The organism is Brevundimonas sp. Marseille-Q4549, from assembly GCF_976940555.1.
Genome location: NZ_CDRHXG010000001.1, coordinates 25562 through 47217, shown reverse-complemented (window position 1 = coordinate 47217; position 21656 = coordinate 25562). Strand labels below are relative to the sequence as shown.

The following is a 21656-nucleotide window of genomic DNA, read 5'->3' as shown; positions in this document are numbered from 1 at the left end:
GCGTTCCATGTCCACCGCCGCCCTTCGTCTGACCGTCCTCGCCGGGGTTTCGGCCCTGGCGCTGGCCGCCTGTTCGAACAACGACGCAAAGCCCGACGCCGCCATGACGCCGGAACAGCAGGCCGCCGCCGCCGCCGGCGCCCCTGTCACGGCCCAGCCGCGCCAGACGCGCAGCATCCCCGTCGATGTCCAGGGCGTGACCGAGGTGGGCGCGACCGTGCGGGTCAAGAACGTGGACCTGGCCGAGGACGCTACCGTGGTGGACGTCAGCATCTCCTTCGGCGGCGACAAGACCAACAACGTCGAGATGGCCTCGACCGAGACCTATATCGAACTGCCCAACGGCCAGAAGCTGCGGTTGAAGCCGCCCGAGGGCAATCCGAACATGAACATCGTTCGCGGCGACACGATGAACGGCCGTCTGGTCTTCATGGGCGCCGTGCCGCGCGACGTGCAGAAGATTTCGCTGGTGTTCAACGAAGGCTCCACCTCCGACAGCATCATCGGCCCCTTCCTGCGGATCGACGTGCCCCTGACCGCCCAGGCGGCGGGAGGCGCGGGATGACGGGGCGGCACGGGGCCGCGCACGCCCCCGTCCTGGCGGCCGCCCTGCTGGCCGCGGGCCTGGCGCCCGATGTAGCCTCGGCCCTCACGGTGCGGCTGATGTCCGGCAGCGCCATCGGCATGGCCTCCACCTTCGAAAAGGATCCGAACGCGCCGCGCACGGTGTTCGAAAAGGCTGGGCCGGACAGCAGCCTGGAGAGCGTCTTCGTCGCCTCCGAAGTCGCGCCGGATCGGATCGAGACCACGCGCGGCCTGCTGACCGAACTGAAGGCGCGGCGCAGCGACGGGGCCATCGTCGTCGATCTGCCGGCCGACGTGCTGTTCGACTTCGACAAGGCGACCATCCGACCCGACGCCGAACCCGCCCTGGCCCGCGCGGCCGAACTGCTGAAAAGCTATCCCGGCGCCCAGATCACGATCGGGGGCCATACGGACGCCAAGGGCGACGACGCCTACAACGAGGCCTTGTCGCTGCGCCGCGCGCGGTCGGTGGCGGATCGATTGCAGTCCCCCGCCGCCGGTCGATCGATCAAGGCCGAGGGCTTCGGCGAGCGGCGGCCCGTCGCCCCCAACACCCGGCCCGACGGCGCCGACGACCCCGACGGCCGCCAGAAGAACCGCCGCGTCGAGATCCGCATCACGCCGCGCGCCAGCGGAGGAGGTTGAACATGGCCCTGATCCCCTGTCCCGCCTGTGGTCGCCAGGTATCCCCCGCCGCCCCGACCTGTCCGAACTGCGGACATCCCATCGCGGCCGATACGGCGACGTCGCGCGGCGGCACGTTCAAGGAGGCCCTGACCCGACCCGAGGCGGTCAAGAGCGGCTTCACCGTTCTGGGCGTCTTCGTCGCCGCCCCCTGGATCGCGCGTATCCTGGCGCTGCTGCTGTTCGTGATCCTGGCCATCGTGGTGGTGATCTACAGACACTGAGCCGGCGGCTCACGCCCGGTTAACCCTGGCGGTCTAGGATGGCGGCATGAGCGAAGCCTCGGCCATGATCGTGGATGACGCCCTCCCGGACACGCCGGCGAAGGCGCGTCAGGCCTTGCTGAAACGGCTGGCCGACGTGGTCTCCCTGCCCGGCAGCCGGATCAACGCCTTCGAGCGGGCGGTGACGGGCGATCTTCTGGTCGAGATGCTGCGTCTGGCCTCGCCGCAGGAGCGTCGTCGCGTGGCGAACCGCCTGGCGCCGCTGGCCGAACTGCCCAACAGCGTGACGCGGCTGCTGCTGCGCGACGAGCCCGAGATCGCGGGCCTTCTTATCGAGCATTGCGCCGCCCTGACCGACGCCGATCTGGTGGCCTGCGCCCGCGACGCCGGGACCGAACACAGGCGGTTGATCGCTGTGCGCCGGGGCCTGAGCGAGATCGTCACCGAGGCGCTGACGGCCTCCGAAGAGCTGGCGGTCATCGAGGCCGTGCTGCGCAACGCGACCGCGCGCCTGTCCCAGGTCGGGATCGAGGAGGCGGTGGGTCTCAGCCGCCAGCATCCCCCGCTGTGCGCCCCGTTGCTGAAGCGGCCGGAACTGCGTCCGTCCGGGGCCTATGTGATGTTCTGGTGGTGCGGCCCCGACGAGCGCCGCACGATCCTGCAACGGTTCGCCGTCTCGCGCGAAGTGATGCAGGAGGTGTCCGAAGACGTCTTCGCCCTGGCCGCGCGTGAGGACTGGGCCGATCCTGTCGTGCGCAAGGCGTTGCAGTTCATCGAGCGACGCCAGCGCAGCCGCGCCGCCATAGACAAGAGCCCGTTCGACAGCCTGGAGCAGGCGATCGCGGTCGCGGCGCGCGACGGCCTGACCCGCGAGACGGCCTCGGAGATCGCCTTCCTGGCGGGGCTGAAACCGCTGACGGGCGCCAAGCTGCTGGGCGATCCTGGCGGCGAGCCGCTGGCGATCCTGTGCAAGGCGACCGGGCTGTCGCGCAGCGATCTGCTGAACCTGTGGCGGTCGATGCGGCGCCCGGAGACGACGCCGGACGGCGCTATACATCCCGATTGGGAACGGGTTCAGATCACCTATGAGATGCTGGCGGTCGATCGCGCCCAGACCGTATTGCGTTACTGGAATTGGACTTTGTCGTCGGCGTTGACGCCGATGCTTCTGCGCGCGATCCGAGACGGCGATGAAGAGGCGGTGGACGAGTATTCCGCCCCGGCGCGCGCGGCGATGATGGTTCTGTCCGAAGACTTTCGCCGCTAAGATCATGCAATCCCAAATAGGGATTTCACACGTTTGATTACGCGTGACGATGCTGTGTTGCCATTGTGGGCGAACAACACTATCAACTCTGTTCCAGGGAATCGGCTGGCGTTTCAGTCGAACTGAATATAGCCGAAGGCGAAGCCGAGAATGGACGAGAATCCCCAACTGCTCGAAATGACCGCTGACATCGTGTCGGCCTATGTCGGCAACAACACCGTGGCCGCCGAGACCCTGCCGTCGCTGATCGCCAGTATTCACGCCGCGCTGTCGGGCGTCACCGCCGGTCCGGTGGAGCCCGAGCCCGAACCCAAGGAACCGGCTGTTCCGATCCGCAAGTCGATCAATCCCGACTTCCTGATCTGTCTGGAAGACGGCCGCAAGTTCAAGTCATTGAAGCGTCACCTGCGCACCAAATACGACATGAGCCCCGAAGAATACCGCGCCAAGTGGAACCTGCCCAAGGATTACCCCATGGTCGCCCCGAACTACGCCAAGGCGCGTTCGGAACTGGCCAAGCAGATGGGGCTGGGCCAGGGCGGCCGTAAACCGGCCCGCGCCCCGCGCGCCAAGAAGTAAGCCGGTCCTTTCCGACCTGACGACGCCCGTTTCCGAAAGGAGGCGGGCGTTTTGCTTTGGGGGCTCAAGTCTCCGCTCATCCCTGCGAAAGCGGGGACCCAGACCTTAAGCATCGCCTGGCGCTAGACCACCATTCGTTCCGGCCTAAACGCCTATCGCCAAAGCACTGGGTCCCCGCTTTCGCAGGGATGAGCGGAGAGGGCCGGGTGTCTACGCCGCCTGGGCGCCGCGGCGCATCCGCCAGAAGCGCAGGGTGCGCAGCGCGGCGTCGCGGGTCAGTTCGCCGTACATCCGGCCATAGGCGGCGGCCTTGCCCATCGGATTGTCCTCGGACCCCAGGACCGCCACGGCGTAGGTCAGATAGATGGCGCGGTCCATGTCCGCCGCCTTGCAGACCACCGACAGGGCGTCCAGGTCCTTGCGTTCGACGATGCCGCGCGCGGTATGGAAATCCACGTCCGCCAGCTTTGACAGGGCGATCAGGAACGGCGTGCGGCCGCCCGCCCGCAGGAAGCGGATCAGCACCTCGGGCGTCAGCTGGCCGGCGGCCTGCAGTTCGTCGACATAGGCCAGGTTCTCGGCGTAGTCGGCCGGCAGCGCCCCGTCCTCGGCGGCGACCCGCGCGCGGCCGGCGGCCAGGGCCGCCTCCAGCAGTTCGGGGTCCATACGGGCGTTCTGCTCCAGGATCTGCTGACGCAGCCGGGCCTCGACGGCGAAATACATCTCGTTCAGCAGGTCGGCGGGCAGGCTCTTGCGCTCGACCGTGGCGGCGTGAAGGGCGGGGTTGACCTTGGCCCGTTCCACCGCCGTCTCGGACGCGGCGCGCGACAGGCGGGCGCCGTCGTTGCGCAGCAGCGCGTTCAGGGTGTCGTCGTCCCCGTGTTCGACGATGACGTCCGACACCGCCTCGGAGACCACGGCGCGGCCCGAGACGGCGCGCAGATGGGCCTGGCCGCGCTTGCGCGCCACCTGGATCAGGTCGTCGTCGGTCAGCACCGGGGAGACGCGCAGCACCGGTTCGGCGACCTCGACCGCGTCATGGGCGAAGCGGCGGATCAGGCTGTGCGGCGCGTTGGGGGCCGGGGCGAAACGGGCGGCCAGTTCGGCGCGCACCACCACCTCCATGTCGTCGCACAGCCGCGCCAGGACATCGCCGTAGAGGGCGTTCTCGTTGGCGTTGTGTTCGGCGGCGCCGAAGAAGTGGTCGGTCAGTTCGCGCAGCAGCAGGCGACGCTTCTCGCTGGACTCCTCGCCGGCGAGGGCGATCAGGTCGGGCAGGCGCGAAGCTTGGATGGTGGCGGACTCGACGGCGGAAGAGGCGTTCATGGCAGGGCGTCGGGCTCGGTCTGGGGCATGGGCCGCACCTTGCCGGAGGCGTCGCGCATCAGGGCGGGCGGGGCGTCGGGCTGGGCAAGGTCGGTGGAGGATGGGGTCTGGCTCATCTCGACCGGCAGGGCGTCGAGATAGGTCTGCTGCGGGGCCGGGATCGCGTCCGGATGGCGGCCCGCCTGACGGTGGACGGAATAGTAGCGCACGCCCTGGGCCTGGGTTTGAGGCTGAAGGGCGGCTATCTGGTTCGGAGCGGCAGCGGCCGGCGGGGCCGGCTCCACGCCTTGGGGCCGCTGCAGGCGGAAGATGGCGGCGTCGCGTCGCGGCGCCATCGGATCGACCATGGCCGGGACGGGCTCGGCGGCGGCGGTCGGCGCGCTCCACGCGGTCGCTGGCGTCAGGCCGCGATGCGGCGACGCCACAGCGTTCGGCGCGGTCGCTGCGGGGCCGGCCGGCGCCGGGGCGTCGAGGCGGGCCAGCGGCGGCAGGGCGGGGTCGCGCGTCGCGCCGCCGCCGGCCAGGGCCACCGTCGTCGGGCGCCGGGTCGGGCTCGCCGCGACGGCGGGCTTTCCGGGCCAGGAGAGGTAGCGCAGGCCCGCGCCGTTGGTCGGCGCCTGTTGCGCGGCGGCGGGCCCGGCGATGACGCAGGCGAGCGTCATGGCGGACAACAGGATCACGAACGGCTGGGCGATCAGATGGCGCAAGGCGGCGCTCCCGCGGAGAAGGGTCGCCCACAGCTTAGGCGTCACCGCTTAATCGCGCGCTAACGCGGCGACCGACGATAGGCGAGGGCGCCAGGCGGGGCGGGGGCGGGGCTCAGCCTCGGCCGGGCAGATAGGCGTTGGTGAAGGCCTCGCGCCAGTTCAGGCCGGGGTCGTAGACGCCCGTCTGGCTGGTCGCCTCGAAGAAGGCGCGCCAGCGGTCCTCGGTCATGGCGCCCAGGCCGTAGAGGGCCGCGTCCCCCCCGTCGACGACGGCGTTGTCGCGCAGCTTGTCGCGCGCCTGGTCCAGCATGGCCTGGGTCATGTCGGGGTTGTCCTTGCGGATCAGGGCGTCGGCGGCCGAGGCGTCGCCTCTCAGATAGTCGCGCCACCCTTCCGCCGAGGCGGCGATGAAGCTGCGCAGGGCGGCGGCGTTGTCCCGGGCGAAGGCGTTGGGCGCCAGCACCATGGCGGCGTAGGACGGGTAGCCGTCGTCGGCCAGCAGGAAGACCTTGGGCTCGAACCCGCCCTCCTGCTCGACGCGATAGGGTTCGGACGTCAGATAGCCCTGCTGCACCGCGCGGCGGTCCTCCAGAAACGCCTTCAGGTCGCCGGCGTAGGGGCGGACCTGGGCGTCGGTGAAGCCGTATTTGGCCTTCAGCCAGACCCAGAAGCCGTTCAGCGACGACTCGGCCAGAAGGAAGGGCCGGGTCTTCAGCTCGGCGATGGTCTTCAAGGCCGGATCGGGATGGGCGATCAGAATCTGCGGGTCCTTCTGGAAGAAGGCCGCGACCGCCTTCACCGGCGCGCCGGATGCGACCAGATTCATCGGCACGAAACTGTTGGACCCCATGCCCAGTTCGACCGCGCCGGACGCCAGCAACTGGGGCATGTTCACCCCGGGTCCGCCCTGCACGATCTGGACGTTCAGCCCGCGCTTCTCATAGGCCCCCGACGCCAGGGCCTGATAGAAGCCGCCATGTTCGGCCTGGGCGCGCCAGTCGGTGGCGAAGCGCAGCCGCACGCGTCCCTGTTCGTCCACCGGCGCCTCGGCGCGGTCGCAAGCCTTCAGACTCAGGCCCGCGCCGCCCAGAACGGCGACGGCCCCCGCCATCAAGGCGTTGCGGCGGGTCAGGAGGGTGCGATTCCCACGCTGGAACATGTCCCTGCTTTACGGGGCGACGACGGCGATGGAAAGGCGGCAGGTTGCATCGGCGCCCCCGAGGAACGTCGCGCCCAGAATTGAGCGAGGGGACGAAGTCTTCGGGCGGACCCATCGACTTCGTCCCCTCGCCAAGTCCGGGTTGGACTTGGCCGTTCGGGTCTGGACCTCGGCCTGGGCGTCGTCGCGGGGCGAACCCTTCGAGGACGGTCGGCTGTATCCTGTCGCGCTCCGGGTCTCCGGCGTTCCGCGGATTGCGTCCGCGCCGTCCTTCGATCCCGATCCGGTTCCTCTGACGCCGCCGATCCGAGGATCGTTCGAAGTCCGAAGCCTTGATCCCGCCCGTCGCCCGTTACGGTCCGAAAACCGCCCGAAACGTCGGGTCGTAGAGCCGGGCCGGTTCGCTTGAGGTCCGGGTCTCCCCGGATTTCCGCGCCGCCGTGTCCCTTGGCCCGTTGACGTTCCGACGAAATCGGCTATGAGGCAAGCGCCCCGAGCGGCGTCCGTGTGCATCACCGGGCCCGTCGCGGTGGACAAGCCTGTGAATATCGGTGGACGGATCAAATTCGCGCTGGCGGATCAGGCCGTTGCCTTGTCCACAAGAAGACGCGAAATCGCTGCTGCGTGCGGTTTCGCACCGTTCGGCCTGCAACGAGTTCGCCCCATCCGGGTTGTGAGGTTCAGCCGTACGTCCTTGGGGGATCCGCTTGTCCAAAACCGTTTCCGGGTCGGCCGTCCAGACCGCCTTCGATCCCGTTCAACTGGGCGAGATGTTCGCCCAGGCGCCGGGGTTCATGGCGCTGCTGGTCGGGCCCGAGCATCGGTTCGAACTGACCAATCCCGACTATCAGCAGCTGATCGGCGGGCGCGAGGTGATCGGCCGCACGGTGGCCGAGGCCCTGACCGAGGCGGCCGAGCAGGGCTATGTCGACCTGCTGGATCAGGTCTATCGCACAGGGGTGGCGCACCGGGCCGAAAGCGCCCTGTTCGCCGTCCAGCCGGAGCCCGGCGGCACGCCTGTCGATCGCTATCTGGACTTCGTCTATCAGCCGTTGAAGGACGCGGCGGGCCAGGTCTGGGGCATCTTCGTCCAGGGCGTGGACGTCACCGACCTGCGCCAGGCGGACCAGGTGCTGGCGGCCAGCGAGGCGCGCTATCGGGCCATGCTGTCCGCCATGGCGACCGGCTTCTGCATCGTCGAGATGAAGTTCGACGCCGACGATCGGCCGATCGACTATCGCATCGTGGAGGGCAATCCGGCGTTCGAGGAGATGACCGGCCTGGTCGATCCCTATGGCCGATGGGTCAGCGAGATCGCGCCGGGGCTGGAGCGGCACTGGTTCGATCTGTATGGCGCGGTGGCGCGCACCGGCGAGCCGGCAAGGTTCGAGAACCCCGCCGACGTCTTCGGGCGCTGGTACGACGTGCAGGCGCTGCGGATCGGCCAGCCGGGCGCCTATCGCGTCGCCATACTGTTCAACGACATCACCGAGCGCAAACAGGCCGAGGCGCGCCAGAGGGCGCTAGTGGAGTTGGGCGACGCCATCCGCGACCTGACCGACGCCGGCGACATCGCCCACGCCTCGGCCGAGGTTCTGGCGCGCGCCCTGGGCGTCAGCCGCGCCGGCTACGGCACGATCGACACGACGTCCGAGACCATCACCATCGAGCGCGACTTCAACCAGCCGGGCGTGAAAAGCATCGCCGGGGTGCTGAGCTTTCGCGACTACGGCTCCTATATCGACGACATCAAGGCGGGGGAGACGGTGGCCATCGCCGATGTGACCCTGGACCCGCGCACGGCGGCGACGGCCGACCAGTTGAAGGCCATCAGCGCCGGGTCTTTCATCAACATGCCGCTGATGGAACAGGGGCGGGTCGTCGCCCTGGTCTTCGTCAACAACGCCACGCCCCGGGCCTGGAGCGACGACGATCTGAAACTGATGCGCGACGTGGCCGAGCGGGTGCGGATGGCCAGCGAACGCGCCCGCGGCAGCGCCGCCCTGCGCGACAGCGAGGCCCAGTTCCGGGTCCTGGCCCAGGCCACGCCGAACCAGATCTGGGCCAGTTGGCCCGACGGATCCCTGTATTGGTGCAACCCCCAGGTCTATGCCTATACGGGCGGGACGCCGGGTGATCTGGACGGGTCGGAGGGGTGGCTGAGGAACGTGCACCCGGACGACGTGGGCGCCGCGACCGAGGCCTGGACGCGGGCCCTGGCCAGCGGCCAGATCTATGAGACCGAGTTCCGCATCCGCCGCCACGACGGCGTCTATCGCACCTTCATGGTCCGGGCCGAACCGGTCCACGACGAGGACAGCCGGATCACGCGCTGGGTCGGCTCCAACACCGACATCGAGGATCTGCGCCGCCAGGCGGCCGAACTGGCGCGGTTCAACGAGACGCTGGAAGAGCAGGTCGCCCAGCGCACCAGCGCCCTGATGCAGGCCGAGGAGGCCGTGCGTCAGAGCCAGAAGATGGAGGCGGTCGGTCAACTGACCGGCGGCATCGCCCACGACTTCAACAATCTGCTGGCGGGTATCACCGGCAGTCTGGAGATAATCGTCAGCCGGATCGCTCAGGGGCGGCACAACGACGTCGAGCGGTTCGCCGCAGCCGCTCAGGGCGCCGCGAAACGGGCCGCGTCCCTGACGCACCGCCTGCTGGCCTTTTCCCGCCGCCAGACGCTGGACCCGCGCCCGACCGATCCGAACCGACTGATCCGGGGGATGGAAGATCTGATCCGCCGCACGACGGGACCGGCCATCCATCTGGAGGTGGTGGCCAGCGCCGGCCTCTGGCCCGTCATGATCGACGCGCACCAGCTGGAGAACGCGGTCCTGAACCTGTGCATCAATGCGCGCGACGCCATGCCCGAGGGCGGTCGGCTGACCATCGAGACGGCCAATCGCTGGATCGACGCGCGCATGGCCAAGGCCCAGGACCTGGAGCCGGGGCAGTATGTCTCCATCTGCGTCAGCGACACGGGCGGCGGCATGACGCCCGAGGTGGCGGCCCGCGCCTTCGAACCCTTCTTCACCACCAAGCCGCTGGGTCAGGGGACGGGGCTGGGCCTATCGATGATCTATGGCTTCGTGCGTCAGTCGGGCGGGCAGGTGCGGATCTATTCCGAGCCCGGCGACGGGGCGATGGTGTGCCTGTATCTGCCCCGCCATCTGGGCGCGGTGGAGACGGACGAGCCGGTCCTGGAGGTCGAGCAGCCGCCCCGCGCCCAGGCCGGCGAGACGGTCATGATCGTGGACGACGAGCCGACGGTGCGGATGCTGGTCGCCGAGATTCTGCACGACCTGGGCTATCACTGCATCGAGGCGTCGGACGGGGCGACGGGTTTGAAGCTGCTCCAGTCCGAGGCGCGGATCGACCTTTTGGTCACGGACGTCGGCTTGCCCGGCGGCATGAACGGCCGCCAGATGGCCGATGCGGCGCGGGCGGCGCGCCCCGATCTGAAGGTGCTGTTCATCACCGGCTACGCCGAGAACGCGGTGGTCGGCAACGGCCAGCTGGATCCCGGCATGCACGTCATGACCAAGCCCTTCGCCATGGAGGCCCTGGGCGGGCGCATCCGCGAACTGATCGAGAGCTGAACGGCCCCGAACGAAGAGGGGCTAGTCTTGCGATCCAATCCGCGCGTCCAGCCAGCGGCGGATGGCGGTGCGGGCGCCGCGCGCGGCCGGCCCCCCGAAATGCAGGAAGCCGTGCGGCGCCTCGGGCACGCGGATCAGGTCGGCGTCGGACGCCTGCCCCCAGCGGGTCGCCATCAGCAGGCTGTCCTCGAACAGGGGATCGTATTCGCCGGCCAGGAACAGGGCGGGCGGCAGGCCCGTCAGGTCCGCGTAGAGGGGGGAGACGTCGGGCGCGCGAAGGGCCGTCTCGTCCCGATCCGGCGCCAGGCGCGCCAGGTCGGCCCGCATGGTGGGACCGTTGAACAGCAGGGTCTCGGGCCCCGCCGCGCGCACCGACGGCGTCCCCGACAGGTCGAAGACCCCATAGGTGAAGACGCAGCCCCGAACCCGGTCGATCAGGCCCAGGTCGCGCAGGGCGACGGCGGTCAGGGCCGCCAGATGGCCGCCGGCGGATTCGCCCGCGATGAAGACCGGCGCCGCGCCCAGTCGATCCACATGGGTCAGGGTCCACAGGGCGCCGGCCAAGCAGTCGGCGATGGCGGCGTCGATATAGATTCCGCGCCGTTCGGACAGCAGGCGGTAGTCGACCGAGACGACGCAGAAGCCATGGTGCGCCAGATGGGCGTTCAGCCGGTCGTTCAGCCCCGCGCTGCCCAAAACCCAGCCGCCTCCGTGGATGTCCAACACGATCGCGCGCGGCGTCTCGGCCGGATGCAGGATGCGCAAGGGGACCGGGTGGTCGCCTTCGGTCTGGACGATCTCGACCGTCACGCCGCGCTTTTTCAGGCGGGGGACCGTGACCCGACCCGCCGCCGCGTCCAGCCAGACCGACAGTCGCTGGCCCGCCTCGACCCGCCACGGATCGGTGCGCAGGCGCGGCGCGCGAGCCAAGACGGCGTCGATGCGCCGCTGGGCCGCCAACTGGGCGGGCGGAAACTCGACGGTGTGGACACGCAGGGTCATGCCTGAGCAGTGGGTGAGCAGGCCAAGAGTTTCAAGAGCCGGCCGTGCTGCGCTAGGCTGGTCCCCATGAAAAAGCTGACCCCTTTTGGCGTGGTGCTGGTTTTCGGCCTGATCGGCCTGCTGACCGGAAAATTTGGCCTGTGGTTCCCGTTGGGCCTGGGCGCGGCGGTGATCGTCGCCGTGACTCAGACCTACGCCGCCAAGGGAAAGGCGAAGGATCACGCGAAGGGGCCGGACTGAGCCCCGTCGTCAGCCCGCCAGGGCCGCCTTCTTCTCTTCCAGTTCAAGCCACTCCATCTCGGCGGCGTCCAGGTCGGCGCGGGCCTTTTCGGCGGCCTTCATGGCGGCGTCGAAGGCTTTGGGGTCGCGGGCGTAGAGGGTGGGATCGGCCAGGCTCGCGTCGTGTCTGGCGATGGTCGCCGGAAGGGTGTCGATCAGGGTTTCGAGTTCCTTCAGCCGGTGGGCGTCCTTGAAGGTCAGCTTGCCGGCCTTCTTAACCGTGGCGGGCGCGGGGTTGGCGGCGGCGCGCTCGGCGGCGGCCTTGTCCTGAGGGCGGGGGTTGGCGCCGGGCTGGAGGAAGCCGGGGTTCTGGCGGATGAAGTCGGTCCAGCCGCCGGGGGTCTCGACGATGTCGCCGCGCCCGTTCAGGGCCAGGGTCGAGGTGGACAGGCGGTCGATGAAATCGCGGTCGTGCGACACCAGGATCAGGGTGCCGTCATAGCCCTCAAGCAACTCCTCCAGCTTGTCCAGCGTGTCCATGTCCAGGTCGTTGGTCGGTTCGTCCAGGATCAGCAGATTGGCGGGCTTGGCCAGGGCGCGGGCTAGCAGCAGGCGGTTGCGCTCGCCCCCCGACAGGGTCGAGATCGGCTGGCGCAACTGGGCCTCGGAGAAGAGGAAGTCCTTGGCGTAGGCGGCGACGTGTTTGGAGACGCCGCGCACGATGATGCTGTCGCCGCCGCCGGGCGTCAGGGCGTCCCACAGGGTCATGTCCGACTTCAGCCCCTCGCGCGACTGGTCCAGATAGACGGGTTCGAGGTTCGCGCCCATGCGGACGGTTCCCTCGTCCGGCGCCAGTTCGCCCAGCAGTGTCTTGACCAGGGTGGTCTTGCCCGCACCATTGGGTCCGACGATGCCCAGCCGGTCGCCGCGCATGATGCGGGTGGTGAGGTTCTTGAACAGGGTGCGGCCGTCGTAGCCCTTGGACACCCCCTTGATCTCGGCGACCAGCTTGCCCGAGGTGGCGCCGGAATCGACGCCGAGGGACAGTTCGCGCGGCACGTCCTTCATCTTTTCGGCGCGTTCGGCGCGCAGCGCCTGGAGCGAGCGGGCGCGGCCTTCGTTGCGGCTGCGGCGGGCGGTGATGGAGGAGTAGAAGGTGGCGGTCTCGCGCTCGATGGTCTTGGTCAGGCGACGCAGGGATTCGGCCTCTTCCTCCAGCACCTTGGTCGACCATTCGTCGAACTGGACGAAGCCCTTGTTCAGGGTGCGGACGCGGCGGCCCTCAAGCCAGTGGACGGTGTCGGTGACGCGGTTCAGGAAGGCGCGGTCGTGGCTGACGACCAGCAGGGCGAACCGGGCCGAGATCAGCTCGTTCTCCAGAAGCTCGATGGCCAGGATGTCGAGGTGGTTGGTCGGCTCGTCCAGCAGCAGCAGGTCGGGCTCTTCGGCGAAGGCCTTGGCCAGCGCCGCGCGGCGGATCTCGCCGCCCGACAGGCCCTTGGTGGACTTGGCGGGGTCGAGGCCGAAGGTGGTCAGCCAGGCCTCGGCGGTCCAGCTCTCGGCCTCGCCGGACGAGGCGTAGTCCAGCAAGGTTTCGCCGGTGATCAGCGGCTCCTGCGGCACATAGGCGAAACGGGTCGCGGACTGGACCGAACGGTCGCCGCTGTCCGGCTCGATCAGGCCCATGACCACCTTCATCAGGGTGGATTTGCCCGCGCCGTTGCGGCCCACCAGGGCGGCGCGGCTGCGCGGTTCGACTGCAAGATCGACGCCGTCGAACAGGGGGCGCTGGCCGTCCTGAAGGCGGACGTCCTTGAGCGCGACGAGAGGGGGTCTGGCTGCCATCGCGGCCATATAGAGGAGGGGCCGGCGATCCGCCATGACCTTGGACGAAACCGGCGATCTCGCCGGACCAAACGCCCTAAGATTGCGAGGTTGGCAACCTTAGGGGCGGCCCCGGCAGACTGCGACGAAGCCTCTCATCAGTAACTGAAAATTTCAGATGTTGGGCTTTGATGGAGCCATGTCACAGCCGCGTTCCCGTGTCCCAATGCGAGAGGCCCGCCAGACGCTGGACCTGGACAGCCCGTTCGACCGCCTGACCAATCTGGCCTGCAACATCTTCGGCATGCCGCATGCGATGGTGTCGCTGGTCGATGGGGAGCAGACGGTGTTCCATTCCCGCATCGGCCTGGGCTACGACGTCCTGCCGCGCGCGTCGACGATCAGCCACTATATGATCGCCCAGGGCCCCGACGCCGTGACGATCATCGAGGACGGGCGGACGGATCCGCGCACCAGGGACCATCCGATGGTCGTGGGGCCGCCCTATCTGCGCTTCTTCGCCGGGGTGACGATTGTGGACCGGTTCAACCGGGCGGTCGGGGCCATCGGGGTGATGGACAGCCGGCCGCGCAAGGCCCTGTCGCGGCGCGAGGTCGAGACGCTGCGCATGCTGGGGCAGATGGCGTCGGAGGTCTTCATCCAGGCGGATTCGGTCCGGCGTCAGGGCGAGCAGCTGGAGCTGCTGCGACTGACCGAGGAAATGGCGGGCGTCGGCCAGTGGTGGATCGATGTGAAGACGCGTCAGGTCGGTTGGAGCGACGAGATCTATCGCATCTTCGGCCTGGACCGGGCGACCTTCGACCCGACCGTGGACGACGCCGTGGCCCTGTACCTCGAAGAAGATCGGGGCGTGCTGGAGGCGGCGCTGGAGCGGTGTTTCGTCGAGGGCGTCGGCTACAAGCTGCGGTCCCGCGTCCACCGTGCGGATGGCGAAATCCGCATGGTGGAGGCGCAGGCCGACTGCGAGCGCGGGGCGGACGGGGAGGTGGCCTCGGTGTTCGGCGTCTTCCGCGACATCACCGACGAGGAAGGCTCCAAGCGGCAACTGGCCGATAGCGAGAGCCGGTATCGTCTGCTGGCCGACCGGTCCAGCGATCTGGTCCTGTGTCACCGGGTGGACGGGACCCTGACCTATGTGTCGCCGTCGATCGGCCGCTATGGGCTGGAGCGCGAGGCGGTGGTGGGGCGGTCGCTGCTGGAGTTCGTGCATCCCGACGACCGGCCGATGCTGATGGACCATCTGGTGGCCTATCTGACATCGGGCGCGCAGGGCGACATGCCGCCGGTGCGGTTCCGCGCCCTGGGGCCAGGCGGCCTGATGCGGTGGTTCGAGAGCCGGGTGGCCAGCATCCGCGACGCCAAGGGGCGGGTCGTCGAGTTCCAGAACCAGTGCCGCGACGTGACCGAGACCAAGGGGCTGGAAGACGCCCTGACGCAGGCGCGGGATCGCGCCGAGGCCGGATCACGCGCCAAGTCGGAGTTCCTGGCCAATATGAGCCACGAGCTGCGCACGCCCCTGACCAGCGTGATCGGCTTCGCCGGCCTGTTGAACGACAGCGCCGAGCTGAGCGCCAGGGACCGCGATCGCGTCCGCAAGATCGCGGCGGCGAGCGAGAGCCTGCTGGCGGTCATCAACGACATCCTGGACTATTCCAAGCTGGAAGCGGGGGCGGTGCGGCTGGACCCCGTGCCGTTCCGGCCGCGCGACCTGGCCGAGACCACGGCGGGGATCGTGGAAGGCCAGTGCGAGGCCAAGGGGCTGCGTCTGAAGGTCGAGGTCGATCCGACCGTGCCCGAGGCCTTGAACGGCGACGCGGGGCGGTTGCGCCAGGTGACGCTGAACTTCCTGTCCAATGCGGTGAAGTTCACGGCCGAGGGGGAGGTGGCGCTGCTGATGAGCGTGGCGGACGGTCGGCTGAGGATCGCGGTGCGCGACAGCGGCATCGGCCTGACGCCCGAGGTGGCCAAGACCCTGTTCGACCGGTTCATGCAGGCCGACGCCTCGACCACGCGCCAGTACGGCGGGACCGGCCTGGGCCTGGCGATCAGCCGGCGGCTGGCCGAGGTGATGGGCGGGGCGGTCGGGGTGGACAGCACGCCGGGCCAGGGCTCGGTCTTCTGGATCGAGGTTCCGCTGGAGGTCGCCGATCCGGCGGCCGTGGACGCCCAGGCGCCCGAGGCGGCGCAGGGTCCGACCGGCGCCCTGCGGGTGCTGATGGCCGACGACGTGGCGGCCAATCGCGAACTGATGGCCGCGATCATGGAAAGCCTGGGAGTCAGCCTGGAGACGGCGACGGACGGGGCCGAGGCGGTCGCAGCCGCGCAGACCGGCGCCTACGACCTGATCCTGATGGACGTGCACATGCCCAACATGGACGGGCTGGAGGCGTCGCGACGTATCCGCGCGCTGGAGGGGCCGGTCGGGCGCACGCCGATCATCGCCCTGACGGCCAATGTCCAGCCCGATCAGATCGAGGCTTGCAGCGCGGCGGGGATGGACGCCCACGTCGGCAAGCCGATCCGGCCGACCGAGCTGCTGACGGCCATGAATGCGGTCATGACCGCCCGAGCCGTTGAGACGGACGCCGCCGCGGCGTAAGGACCGCGCATGAGCGCAGTCGCACCCTATTGGGAAACCAAGACCCTGGCCGAGATGTCGTCCGCCGAGTGGGAGGCGCTGTGCGACGGGTGCGGCCTGTGCTGCCTGGTGCGGTTCGAGGATGAGGACACGGGCGAGGTCATCCCGACGCGGGTGCATTGCAAGCTGTTCGATCCCCAGGCCTGCGCCTGTTCCGATTACGCCAACCGCAAGAAGCAGGTGCCGGACTGCATCAAGCTGACGCCCAACAACATCGAGGCGCTGGCGTGGATGCCCAGGTCCTGCGCCTATCGCCGGCTGCAGGAGGGGCGGCCGCTGGCGAAATGGCATCCTCTGATCTCGGGCAGCCGCGAGACGGTGCATACGGCGGGGGTGTCGGTGCGGGGCCAGACCATCTCGGAATTGGCTCTGGCCGAGCCCGAGGACGCGCTGGACTTCGAGGCGCCGGAATGGGCGCTGGAACGCGGCTGAGACGTTTTCGGGCGCCAGGTCGCGACGGCCTGGGCGCACAATGACGCTGGCCTGATCCGTCTTAAAACAAGACCTTAGGTTTTTCTCGCGGGCCTTTGCACGCCTGAGGACGCTGGTCCGCTAGGGTTTGGGCATGGCGGGAAAAGACGAGACGGCGGGCGGCGCGGCGGATTGGCTGGGGCCGCTGTTCGAGCGACTGAAGGCGGCGGTGGAACGGGCCGCCGACGCCGTCTGCACCGACGAGAAATTGGACCCGGACGGGGCGGAGAAGCTGGCGCGGCGCGTCGGCGTGATCGCCCGCGCGGCCAGGCTGGTGGAGGCCGTCCGTCCCCGCCTCGAGGCCGAAGACAGCGAAGAGGACGAAATGGGTGGACGATCCTACGATCCCGAGGAAACCGAGCGCGTCCGCGCCCGACTGGAAGTCAACTGCGAACGGATGGACGCCCTTCTGGAGATCAAGCGATCCGAAGCAGCTGAACGACAGAGACTTGCGACGGCTGGACCGGGCGACGCGCCTGCATCTGCATCAGCTGAATCCTCAGGGTGACGACTGGCGGACCTGGCTGCTGCTGGGCGGGCGCGGGGCGGGAAAGACCTTCGCCGGATCGGTGTGGATCGACGCGATCGCCCGTGATGCGCCGGGCAGTCTGTTCGCCCTGGTGGGGCCGGCCCTTCACGACGTGCGCGAGGTGATGGTGGAGGGAGCGTCGGGGATCAAGGCCCTGGCCGAACCGGGCGACCGGCCGCGCTGGGAGGCGGGGCGCAGGCGGCTGCTGTGGCGAAACGGTTCGGCGGCCTACGCCTTTTCGGCCGAGGATCCCGACAGTCTGAGAGGGCCGCAGTTCCACCATGCCTGGGCCGACGAATTCTGCGCCTGGCGCAAACCCGAGGCGGTGCTGGCGAACCTGAGGTTCGGGCTGCGGCTGGGGGGCGATCCCAAGCTGGCGGTGACGACCACGCCCCGGCCGATCCCGGCGCTGCGGCGGCTGATGGCCGAGGCAGGGACGGTGACGGACCGGGCCGGGACGGCGGAGAACGCCAGGAACCTGGCGCCCGGCTTTCTGGCGCATCTGAAGGCCGTTTATGGCGGGACGCGGCTGGAGGCGCAGGAGCTGGACGGCGTGGTGGTGGAGGGCGAGGGCGCCCTGTTCCGCGCCGCCGAGCTGAAACGGGCGCGCGGCGCGCGGCCGCCGGACCTGGAGCGGGTGGTGGTGGCGGTCGATCCGCCGGCCAGCGCTCACGGCGACGCCTGCGGCATCGTGGCGGCGGGGCGAAAGGACGGGCGGGCCTTCATCCTGGACGACCGGACGGCGCGCGGCCTGTCGCCCAAGGGATGGGCCGAGGCGGCGGTCCGGGCGGCCGAGGATCATGGCGCCCAGGAGGTGGTGGCCGAGGTCAATCAGGGCGGAGAGATGGTGCGGACCATCCTGGCCCAGGCCGGGTGTCGGGCGCCGGTGACGATGGTTCACGCCGCCCGGTCCAAGGCCGCGCGGGCCGAGCCGGTGGCCCTGCTGTACGAACAGGGGCGGGTGATCCATTGCGGCGACTTTCCCGCCCTTGAGGAGGAGATGCTGGCCCTGGGCGGGGAGGGCGGACCCAGCCCCGACCGGGCCGACGCCCTGGTCTGGGCGGTGACGCGGCTGCTGCTTCGGCCTGGAGGCCAGGGGCCGAGCGTGAGACGGCTCTAGCGGCCGCAATCGAGGTGGAGAAGACGATGGTTTCGATCCGATGGCCGTTCGGCCAGGCGGGGCGCGGGCGCGCGCCCGAGGCGAAGGAGAGCCGGGCGGGCGGTGTGATCGCCCTGTCGGGCGTCGGGCGGCCGCGCTGGACGCCTAACGACTACGCCAGCCTGGCGCGCGAGGGGTATCAGAAGAATGCGGTGGCCTATCGCTGCATCCGCATGATCGCGGAGGCGGCGGCGTCTGCGCCGTTCGCGGTGTTCGTGGACGGCGCGCGGGACGACAGTCATCCGCTGGCGAAACTGATCCGCAGGCCCAACCCGGAACAGTCGGGGGCTGAGCTGATGGAGGCGGTCTATGGTGCGCTTCAAGTGTCGGGCAACGCCTATGTCGAGGCCACCGGCGATGCGGACGGGGACGGGGCGCCGGACGAGCTGTGGGCGCTGCGATCCGACCGGGTGAAGGTGGTTCCGGGCCGGTCAGGATGGCCCGAGGCGTGGGATTATTCCGTGGACGGACGGTCGGTTCGGATCGGGCGGGCGGCGGACGGCTGGGCGCCGGTGATGCACCTGAAACTGTGGCACCCGCTGGACGACTGGTACGGGCTGTCGCCGCTGGAGGCGGCGGCGCAGGGGGTGGACGCGCACAATGCGGCGGGCGCCTGGAACAAGGCCCTGCTGGACAATGCGGCGCGGCCGTCGGGGGCGCTGGTTTACGGGGCGAGGAACGGCGAACGGCTGACCGACGGGCAGTTCGAGGCGCTGAAGGATCAGTTGTCGAACGTCTATGCGGGGGCGACGAACGCGGGGCGGCCGATCCTGCTGGAAGGCGGGATGGACTGGAAGCCGCTGAGCCTGACGCCGGCCGAGATGGATTTCACCGCGGGCAAACATGCGGCGGCGCGCGAGATCGCCCTGGCCTTCGGGATTCCGCCGCAGTTGCTGGGGATACCGGGCGACGCGACCTACGCCAACTATCGCGAGGCCAATGCGGCCTTCTGGCGCCAGACGGTGATCCCGCTGGTCAGGAAGGCGGCGGGGGCGATGACCGGCTGGCTGGGCGAACGGTTCGCCGACTGCGAGATCAGGGCCGATCTGGACGCGGTTTCGGCGTTGCAGCCCGAGCGCGACGCTCTGTGGGCGCGGCTGCAAGCGGCCAGTTTTCTGACCGAGGACGAGCGGCGTCGGATGGCGGGGCTGGGCCAATGAGCGAGGAGACGCAGATCCGGCGCGTGCCGACCGCCCTGCTGATCGCCGTGGCGGTGCAGACGCTGGGCGGGCTGATCTGGGCCGGCGGGGCGGCGGCGCGGATCACGACGCTGGAGCAGCGCGTGGGCGAGCAGCGGCTGGTCGCCGAACGTCTGGCGCGGCTGGAGGCCCAGGGCGAGGCGACGCGGGCGGCCGTGGACCGGATCGAACGGCGGCTGGAGGGGAAATGAGGGACGAACGCAATCTTCTCCCTCCCCGCTGCGGGGAGGGTGGTCGCGAAGCGACCGGGTGGGGGCGGCCCAAGAAGGCCGCTCGATTGGAAACAAAACAGGTCGGTAGGATTTTTCCCGGCCGACCCCACCCGGTCTCGCCTGACGGCTCGACCACCCTCCCCCGCGGGGGGAGGGAGAGTTCCGGTGCGCTCCAAATCGAAGGCTACGCCTCCCTGTGGGGCGTGGCGGACCTGAACGGGGACGTGGTGCAGGCGGGGGCCTTCGCCGACAGTCTGGCGCGGACGGGGGCCGCAGGGGTGCGGATGCTGAACCAGCACGACGCCCATGCGCCGGTCGGTGTGTGGGAGCAGATCGTCGAGGACGAGCGCGGCCTGTTCGTCCGTGGACGGATCGAGGACTGGTCGCCCCAGGCCCGTTTCGCCGCCGCCCTGAGCCGGGCAGGGGCGCTGGACGGCCTGTCCATCGGCTATCGCGCCGCCAGGGCCCGGCGCGAGGGGCGGCTGAGGGTGCTGAGCGCGGTGGATTTGTGGGAGGTGTCTCTGGTCGTTTTCCCGGCTCTGGTCGGGGCGCGGTTCTGTTTAACCTGACTTTAGCCGCCGTATTCTCCCAAGCGAATCCAGCACTCGGGGCCGCCGAAGCGGGGCACCAACATATTTGTCGGTCGAGACCTTGCCGTTCGCGTCTTGTACCTCGATGACCACAGAATGGTCTGGCCAGCAACCGGAATATCGGGCCTTTACCCTGTGAAAGTCGGACAACGACACGCCCTGCTTCTCGCAGAAGGCGGGAAGGGCGTCTGAGTATAGCGCGATGGCCTTCGCTAGCGATCTGGACGGCTTACCGCCCTGGGTCGCGCCTGTAAGGAAATCGACCTCGATGAAGCCTTCTTGGGTTCGAGAGGCTTCCCCAAAGATGTCCATTTCGTAGACGCCAATCATTAAGCCGATCCCGCTAGCCAGGGAGTCAGCTATGTTGTGGGCGACGGCGGTCAGCACCTTGTGTTTCACGCCGCGAAGGTAGCGCAAAACTGTTCCGCCGTCCTCTCTCCCGCATGAGAGCCGAGAACGCTGGTAACGTTTCCTATGCTGCCGGGCGGGCGGTTCGGGGTTGCGAGCCCGTGACGGCGTTCGACTCGTTGCGAATCTTAGTCCAGGCGCCGAGCCTGTTCGGCTCGGATCGCGTGACGCTTCTTCAGGAAGAGTTTCGAGAGTCGCGGCGACAGGGGTGTGGCTAACCGGGTCGCTACGCGCGCTGCTTCCTTTTCCAGCTCAGCGTGCGACAAGCCGGAGAGGTTTCCTTCGGAAGGCACTCCGCTGCGATTTCGGGTCGAACGGGTCATCTCGCCACTGTGCACGGCTGAGCTCCGTTTTCCATCCTTGGTCGCCCTGGGCCAAGCCGCTGTCTGCGCCGTGGGGCGCAAACAGGGGTGGCGGTTTGGATACTGTCCAGCGCGCGGTTCAGCGTGACTTGAGGGCCTGGAAGACGCCTTGGCGATCCAGCTGGTCCGCGAGGGCGGCCATCTGAACGCGGCCCTTCTTGCCGTGGATGGAGCGCAGCATCCAGCCCGCCGCGATCAGGGCGAAGACCCAGCTGAAGCGGAAGACGGCGACGGCGAAGAGGACCGCCACGGCCGCCAGGACATAGGCGCCCAGATAGACCAGGAACAGGCGACCCGCGCGCGAGGCGGTCGGGTCGGACAAAGCGGACGCGATCTCGGCGCCCGAAGGCGTCGGCCGGGCGGCGACGGGGGGCGGCGTTTCGGCCGGTTTTGGGGCGGGTTTGGAAACCGACTTCGGCGCCGCCGGCGGGGCGGGGGTCGCGGGAACGGCGGCGCGTGGCCGGGGCGAGGCGGGCTCCGGCGCGGGACGTGCAGGGCGATAGAGGATGGAGCGGCCGGTGTCGTCGACGATGAAGACTTCGTCGAAGGCGGTGTCGGCGAAGTCGATGGCGCGGGTGTCCTGGCCATAGCTCCAGCCGTGCAGGGCGATCAGACGACCCTGGCGCAGCTCGACCTGGAAGCCGATCGGCTGGGCCAGGCCTCCGACCATGGCGTGGACCGTGCCGAACAGGCCGGTGGCGTCGGGATTGGCGGCCGGCCGGTTCGCATCGACGACCATCTGCGAATAGAGGCCGGCGCCGGTGTTGCGGCGCAGGCCCGGAGAACTGGCGGCGACCTGGGCGGCCAGATCGGGCACGCGGTCGCCCATCTGCCAGACCAAGGCGTCCATGACGGCGCTTTCGAGGGGCGTCAGGTGGGACATCAG

Annotated in this window: 19 protein-coding genes and 1 pseudogene; 14 read left to right on the top strand and 6 right to left on the bottom strand. The window is 69.3% G+C overall.

What is annotated here, in order from left to right:
• The first annotated feature begins 7 nt into the window (after positions 1–7).
• The 5 genes from ACWPV3_RS00240 to ACWPV3_RS00220 all read left to right on the top strand — a co-directional run bounded on the left by ACWPV3_RS00240 (position 8) and on the right by ACWPV3_RS00220 (position 3339).
• Positions 8–565, top strand: a complete 558-nt coding sequence (locus ACWPV3_RS00240; RefSeq protein WP_453976397.1) for a hypothetical protein — start codon at positions 8–10, stop codon at positions 563–565.
• Positions 562–1230, top strand: a complete 669-nt coding sequence (locus ACWPV3_RS00235) for an OmpA family protein (RefSeq protein ID WP_453976396.1) — start codon at positions 562–564, stop codon at positions 1228–1230. The genes ACWPV3_RS00240 and ACWPV3_RS00235 overlap by 4 nt, the downstream gene beginning before the upstream one ends.
• Before the next feature lie 2 nt (positions 1231–1232).
• Entirely contained in the window at positions 1233–1493 is a 261-nt protein-coding gene (locus tag ACWPV3_RS00230) for a zinc ribbon domain-containing protein (protein ID WP_292086805.1), read from the top strand.
• A gap of 46 nt (positions 1494–1539) precedes the next feature.
• On the top strand, positions 1540–2760 hold the full coding sequence (locus ACWPV3_RS00225) for a DUF2336 domain-containing protein (protein WP_453976395.1): 1221 nt from the start codon (positions 1540–1542) through the stop codon (positions 2758–2760).
• A 150-nt stretch (positions 2761–2910) separates the two neighbouring features.
• Positions 2911–3339 carry a MucR family transcriptional regulator gene (locus ACWPV3_RS00220; RefSeq protein WP_292181494.1) on the top strand — a complete coding sequence of 143 codons (429 nt, stop codon included), beginning with the start codon at positions 2911–2913 and terminating at the stop codon, positions 3337–3339.
• Positions 3340–3549: 210 nt separating this feature from the next.
• Here ACWPV3_RS00220 and ACWPV3_RS00215 read toward each other — a convergent pair whose 3' ends face one another.
• From ACWPV3_RS00215 to ACWPV3_RS00205, 3 genes are all read right to left on the bottom strand, one after another.
• Positions 3550–4665, bottom strand: a complete 1116-nt coding sequence (locus tag ACWPV3_RS00215) for a DUF2336 domain-containing protein (protein WP_453976394.1) — start codon at positions 4663–4665, stop codon at positions 3550–3552.
• Positions 4662–5372 (bottom strand): hypothetical protein, encoded by a 711-nt coding sequence (locus tag ACWPV3_RS00210; RefSeq protein ID WP_453976393.1) that lies wholly within the window; start codon positions 5370–5372, stop codon positions 4662–4664. The genes ACWPV3_RS00215 and ACWPV3_RS00210 overlap by 4 nt, the downstream gene beginning before the upstream one ends.
• A 112-nt stretch (positions 5373–5484) precedes the next feature.
• Positions 5485–6531: an ABC transporter substrate-binding protein gene (locus ACWPV3_RS00205; protein ID WP_453976392.1), complete on the bottom strand. Its 1047-nt coding sequence runs from the start codon at positions 6529–6531 to the stop codon at positions 5485–5487.
• Positions 6532–7238: 707 nt separating this feature from the next.
• Here ACWPV3_RS00205 and ACWPV3_RS00200 point away from each other — a divergent pair.
• On the top strand, positions 7239–10136 hold the full coding sequence (locus ACWPV3_RS00200) for a PAS domain S-box protein (protein ID WP_453976390.1): 2898 nt from the start codon (positions 7239–7241) through the stop codon (positions 10134–10136).
• 21 nt (positions 10137–10157) lie between these two features.
• Here ACWPV3_RS00200 and ACWPV3_RS00195 read toward each other — a convergent pair whose 3' ends face one another.
• A complete protein-coding gene (locus ACWPV3_RS00195) occupies positions 10158–11138 on the bottom strand; it encodes an alpha/beta hydrolase (protein ID WP_453976389.1) in 981 nt (326 codons plus the stop codon).
• 66 nt (positions 11139–11204) lie between these two features.
• Between ACWPV3_RS00195 and ACWPV3_RS00190 the strand changes: the two genes are divergently transcribed.
• Positions 11205–11378 (top strand): hypothetical protein, encoded by a 174-nt coding sequence (locus tag ACWPV3_RS00190; RefSeq protein WP_292086815.1) that lies wholly within the window; start codon positions 11205–11207, stop codon positions 11376–11378.
• Positions 11379–11387: 9 nt separating this feature from the next.
• Here the strand turns inward: ACWPV3_RS00190 and ACWPV3_RS00185 are convergent, their stop codons facing one another.
• Complete coding sequence (locus ACWPV3_RS00185) at positions 11388–13211, bottom strand: ABC-F family ATP-binding cassette domain-containing protein (protein WP_453976388.1); 1824 nt, start codon at positions 13209–13211, stop codon at positions 11388–11390.
• 196 nt (positions 13212–13407) lie between these two features.
• Between ACWPV3_RS00185 and ACWPV3_RS00180 the strand changes: the two genes are divergently transcribed.
• From ACWPV3_RS00180 to ACWPV3_RS00150, 7 genes and pseudogenes are all read left to right on the top strand, one after another.
• Positions 13408–15801, top strand: a complete 2394-nt coding sequence (locus ACWPV3_RS00180) for an ATP-binding protein (protein WP_453976387.1) — start codon at positions 13408–13410, stop codon at positions 15799–15801.
• Between the two features lie 9 nt (positions 15802–15810).
• On the top strand, positions 15811–16272 hold the full coding sequence (locus tag ACWPV3_RS00175) for a YcgN family cysteine cluster protein (RefSeq protein WP_453976385.1): 462 nt from the start codon (positions 15811–15813) through the stop codon (positions 16270–16272).
• Between the two features lie 133 nt (positions 16273–16405).
• Positions 16406–16819, top strand: coding sequence for a hypothetical protein (locus ACWPV3_RS00170; RefSeq protein WP_453976384.1), 414 nt, complete (start codon positions 16406–16408; stop codon positions 16817–16819).
• Positions 16761–17960 carry a DNA-packaging protein gene (locus ACWPV3_RS00165; protein ID WP_453976383.1) on the top strand — a complete coding sequence of 400 codons (1200 nt, stop codon included), beginning with the start codon at positions 16761–16763 and terminating at the stop codon, positions 17958–17960. Before ACWPV3_RS00170 ends, ACWPV3_RS00165 begins: the two co-directional genes overlap by 59 nt.
• A 26-nt stretch (positions 17961–17986) precedes the next feature.
• Positions 17987–19159, top strand: coding sequence for a phage portal protein (locus ACWPV3_RS00160; RefSeq protein ID WP_453976382.1), 1173 nt, complete (start codon positions 17987–17989; stop codon positions 19157–19159).
• Positions 19156–19389, top strand: a complete 234-nt coding sequence (locus tag ACWPV3_RS00155; protein ID WP_292086822.1) for a hypothetical protein — start codon at positions 19156–19158, stop codon at positions 19387–19389. The genes ACWPV3_RS00160 and ACWPV3_RS00155 overlap by 4 nt, the downstream gene beginning before the upstream one ends.
• A 191-nt stretch (positions 19390–19580) precedes the next feature.
• Positions 19581–19979: pseudogene (locus tag ACWPV3_RS00150) on the top strand (HK97 family phage prohead protease); the annotation flags it as partial.
• A gap of 870 nt (positions 19980–20849) precedes the next feature.
• On the opposite strand, the gene ACWPV3_RS00145 reads toward ACWPV3_RS00150, so the two are convergent.
• A complete protein-coding gene (locus ACWPV3_RS00145) occupies positions 20850–21653 on the bottom strand; it encodes a hypothetical protein (protein WP_453976381.1) in 804 nt (267 codons plus the stop codon).
• Positions 21654–21656: the final 3 nt, after the last annotated feature.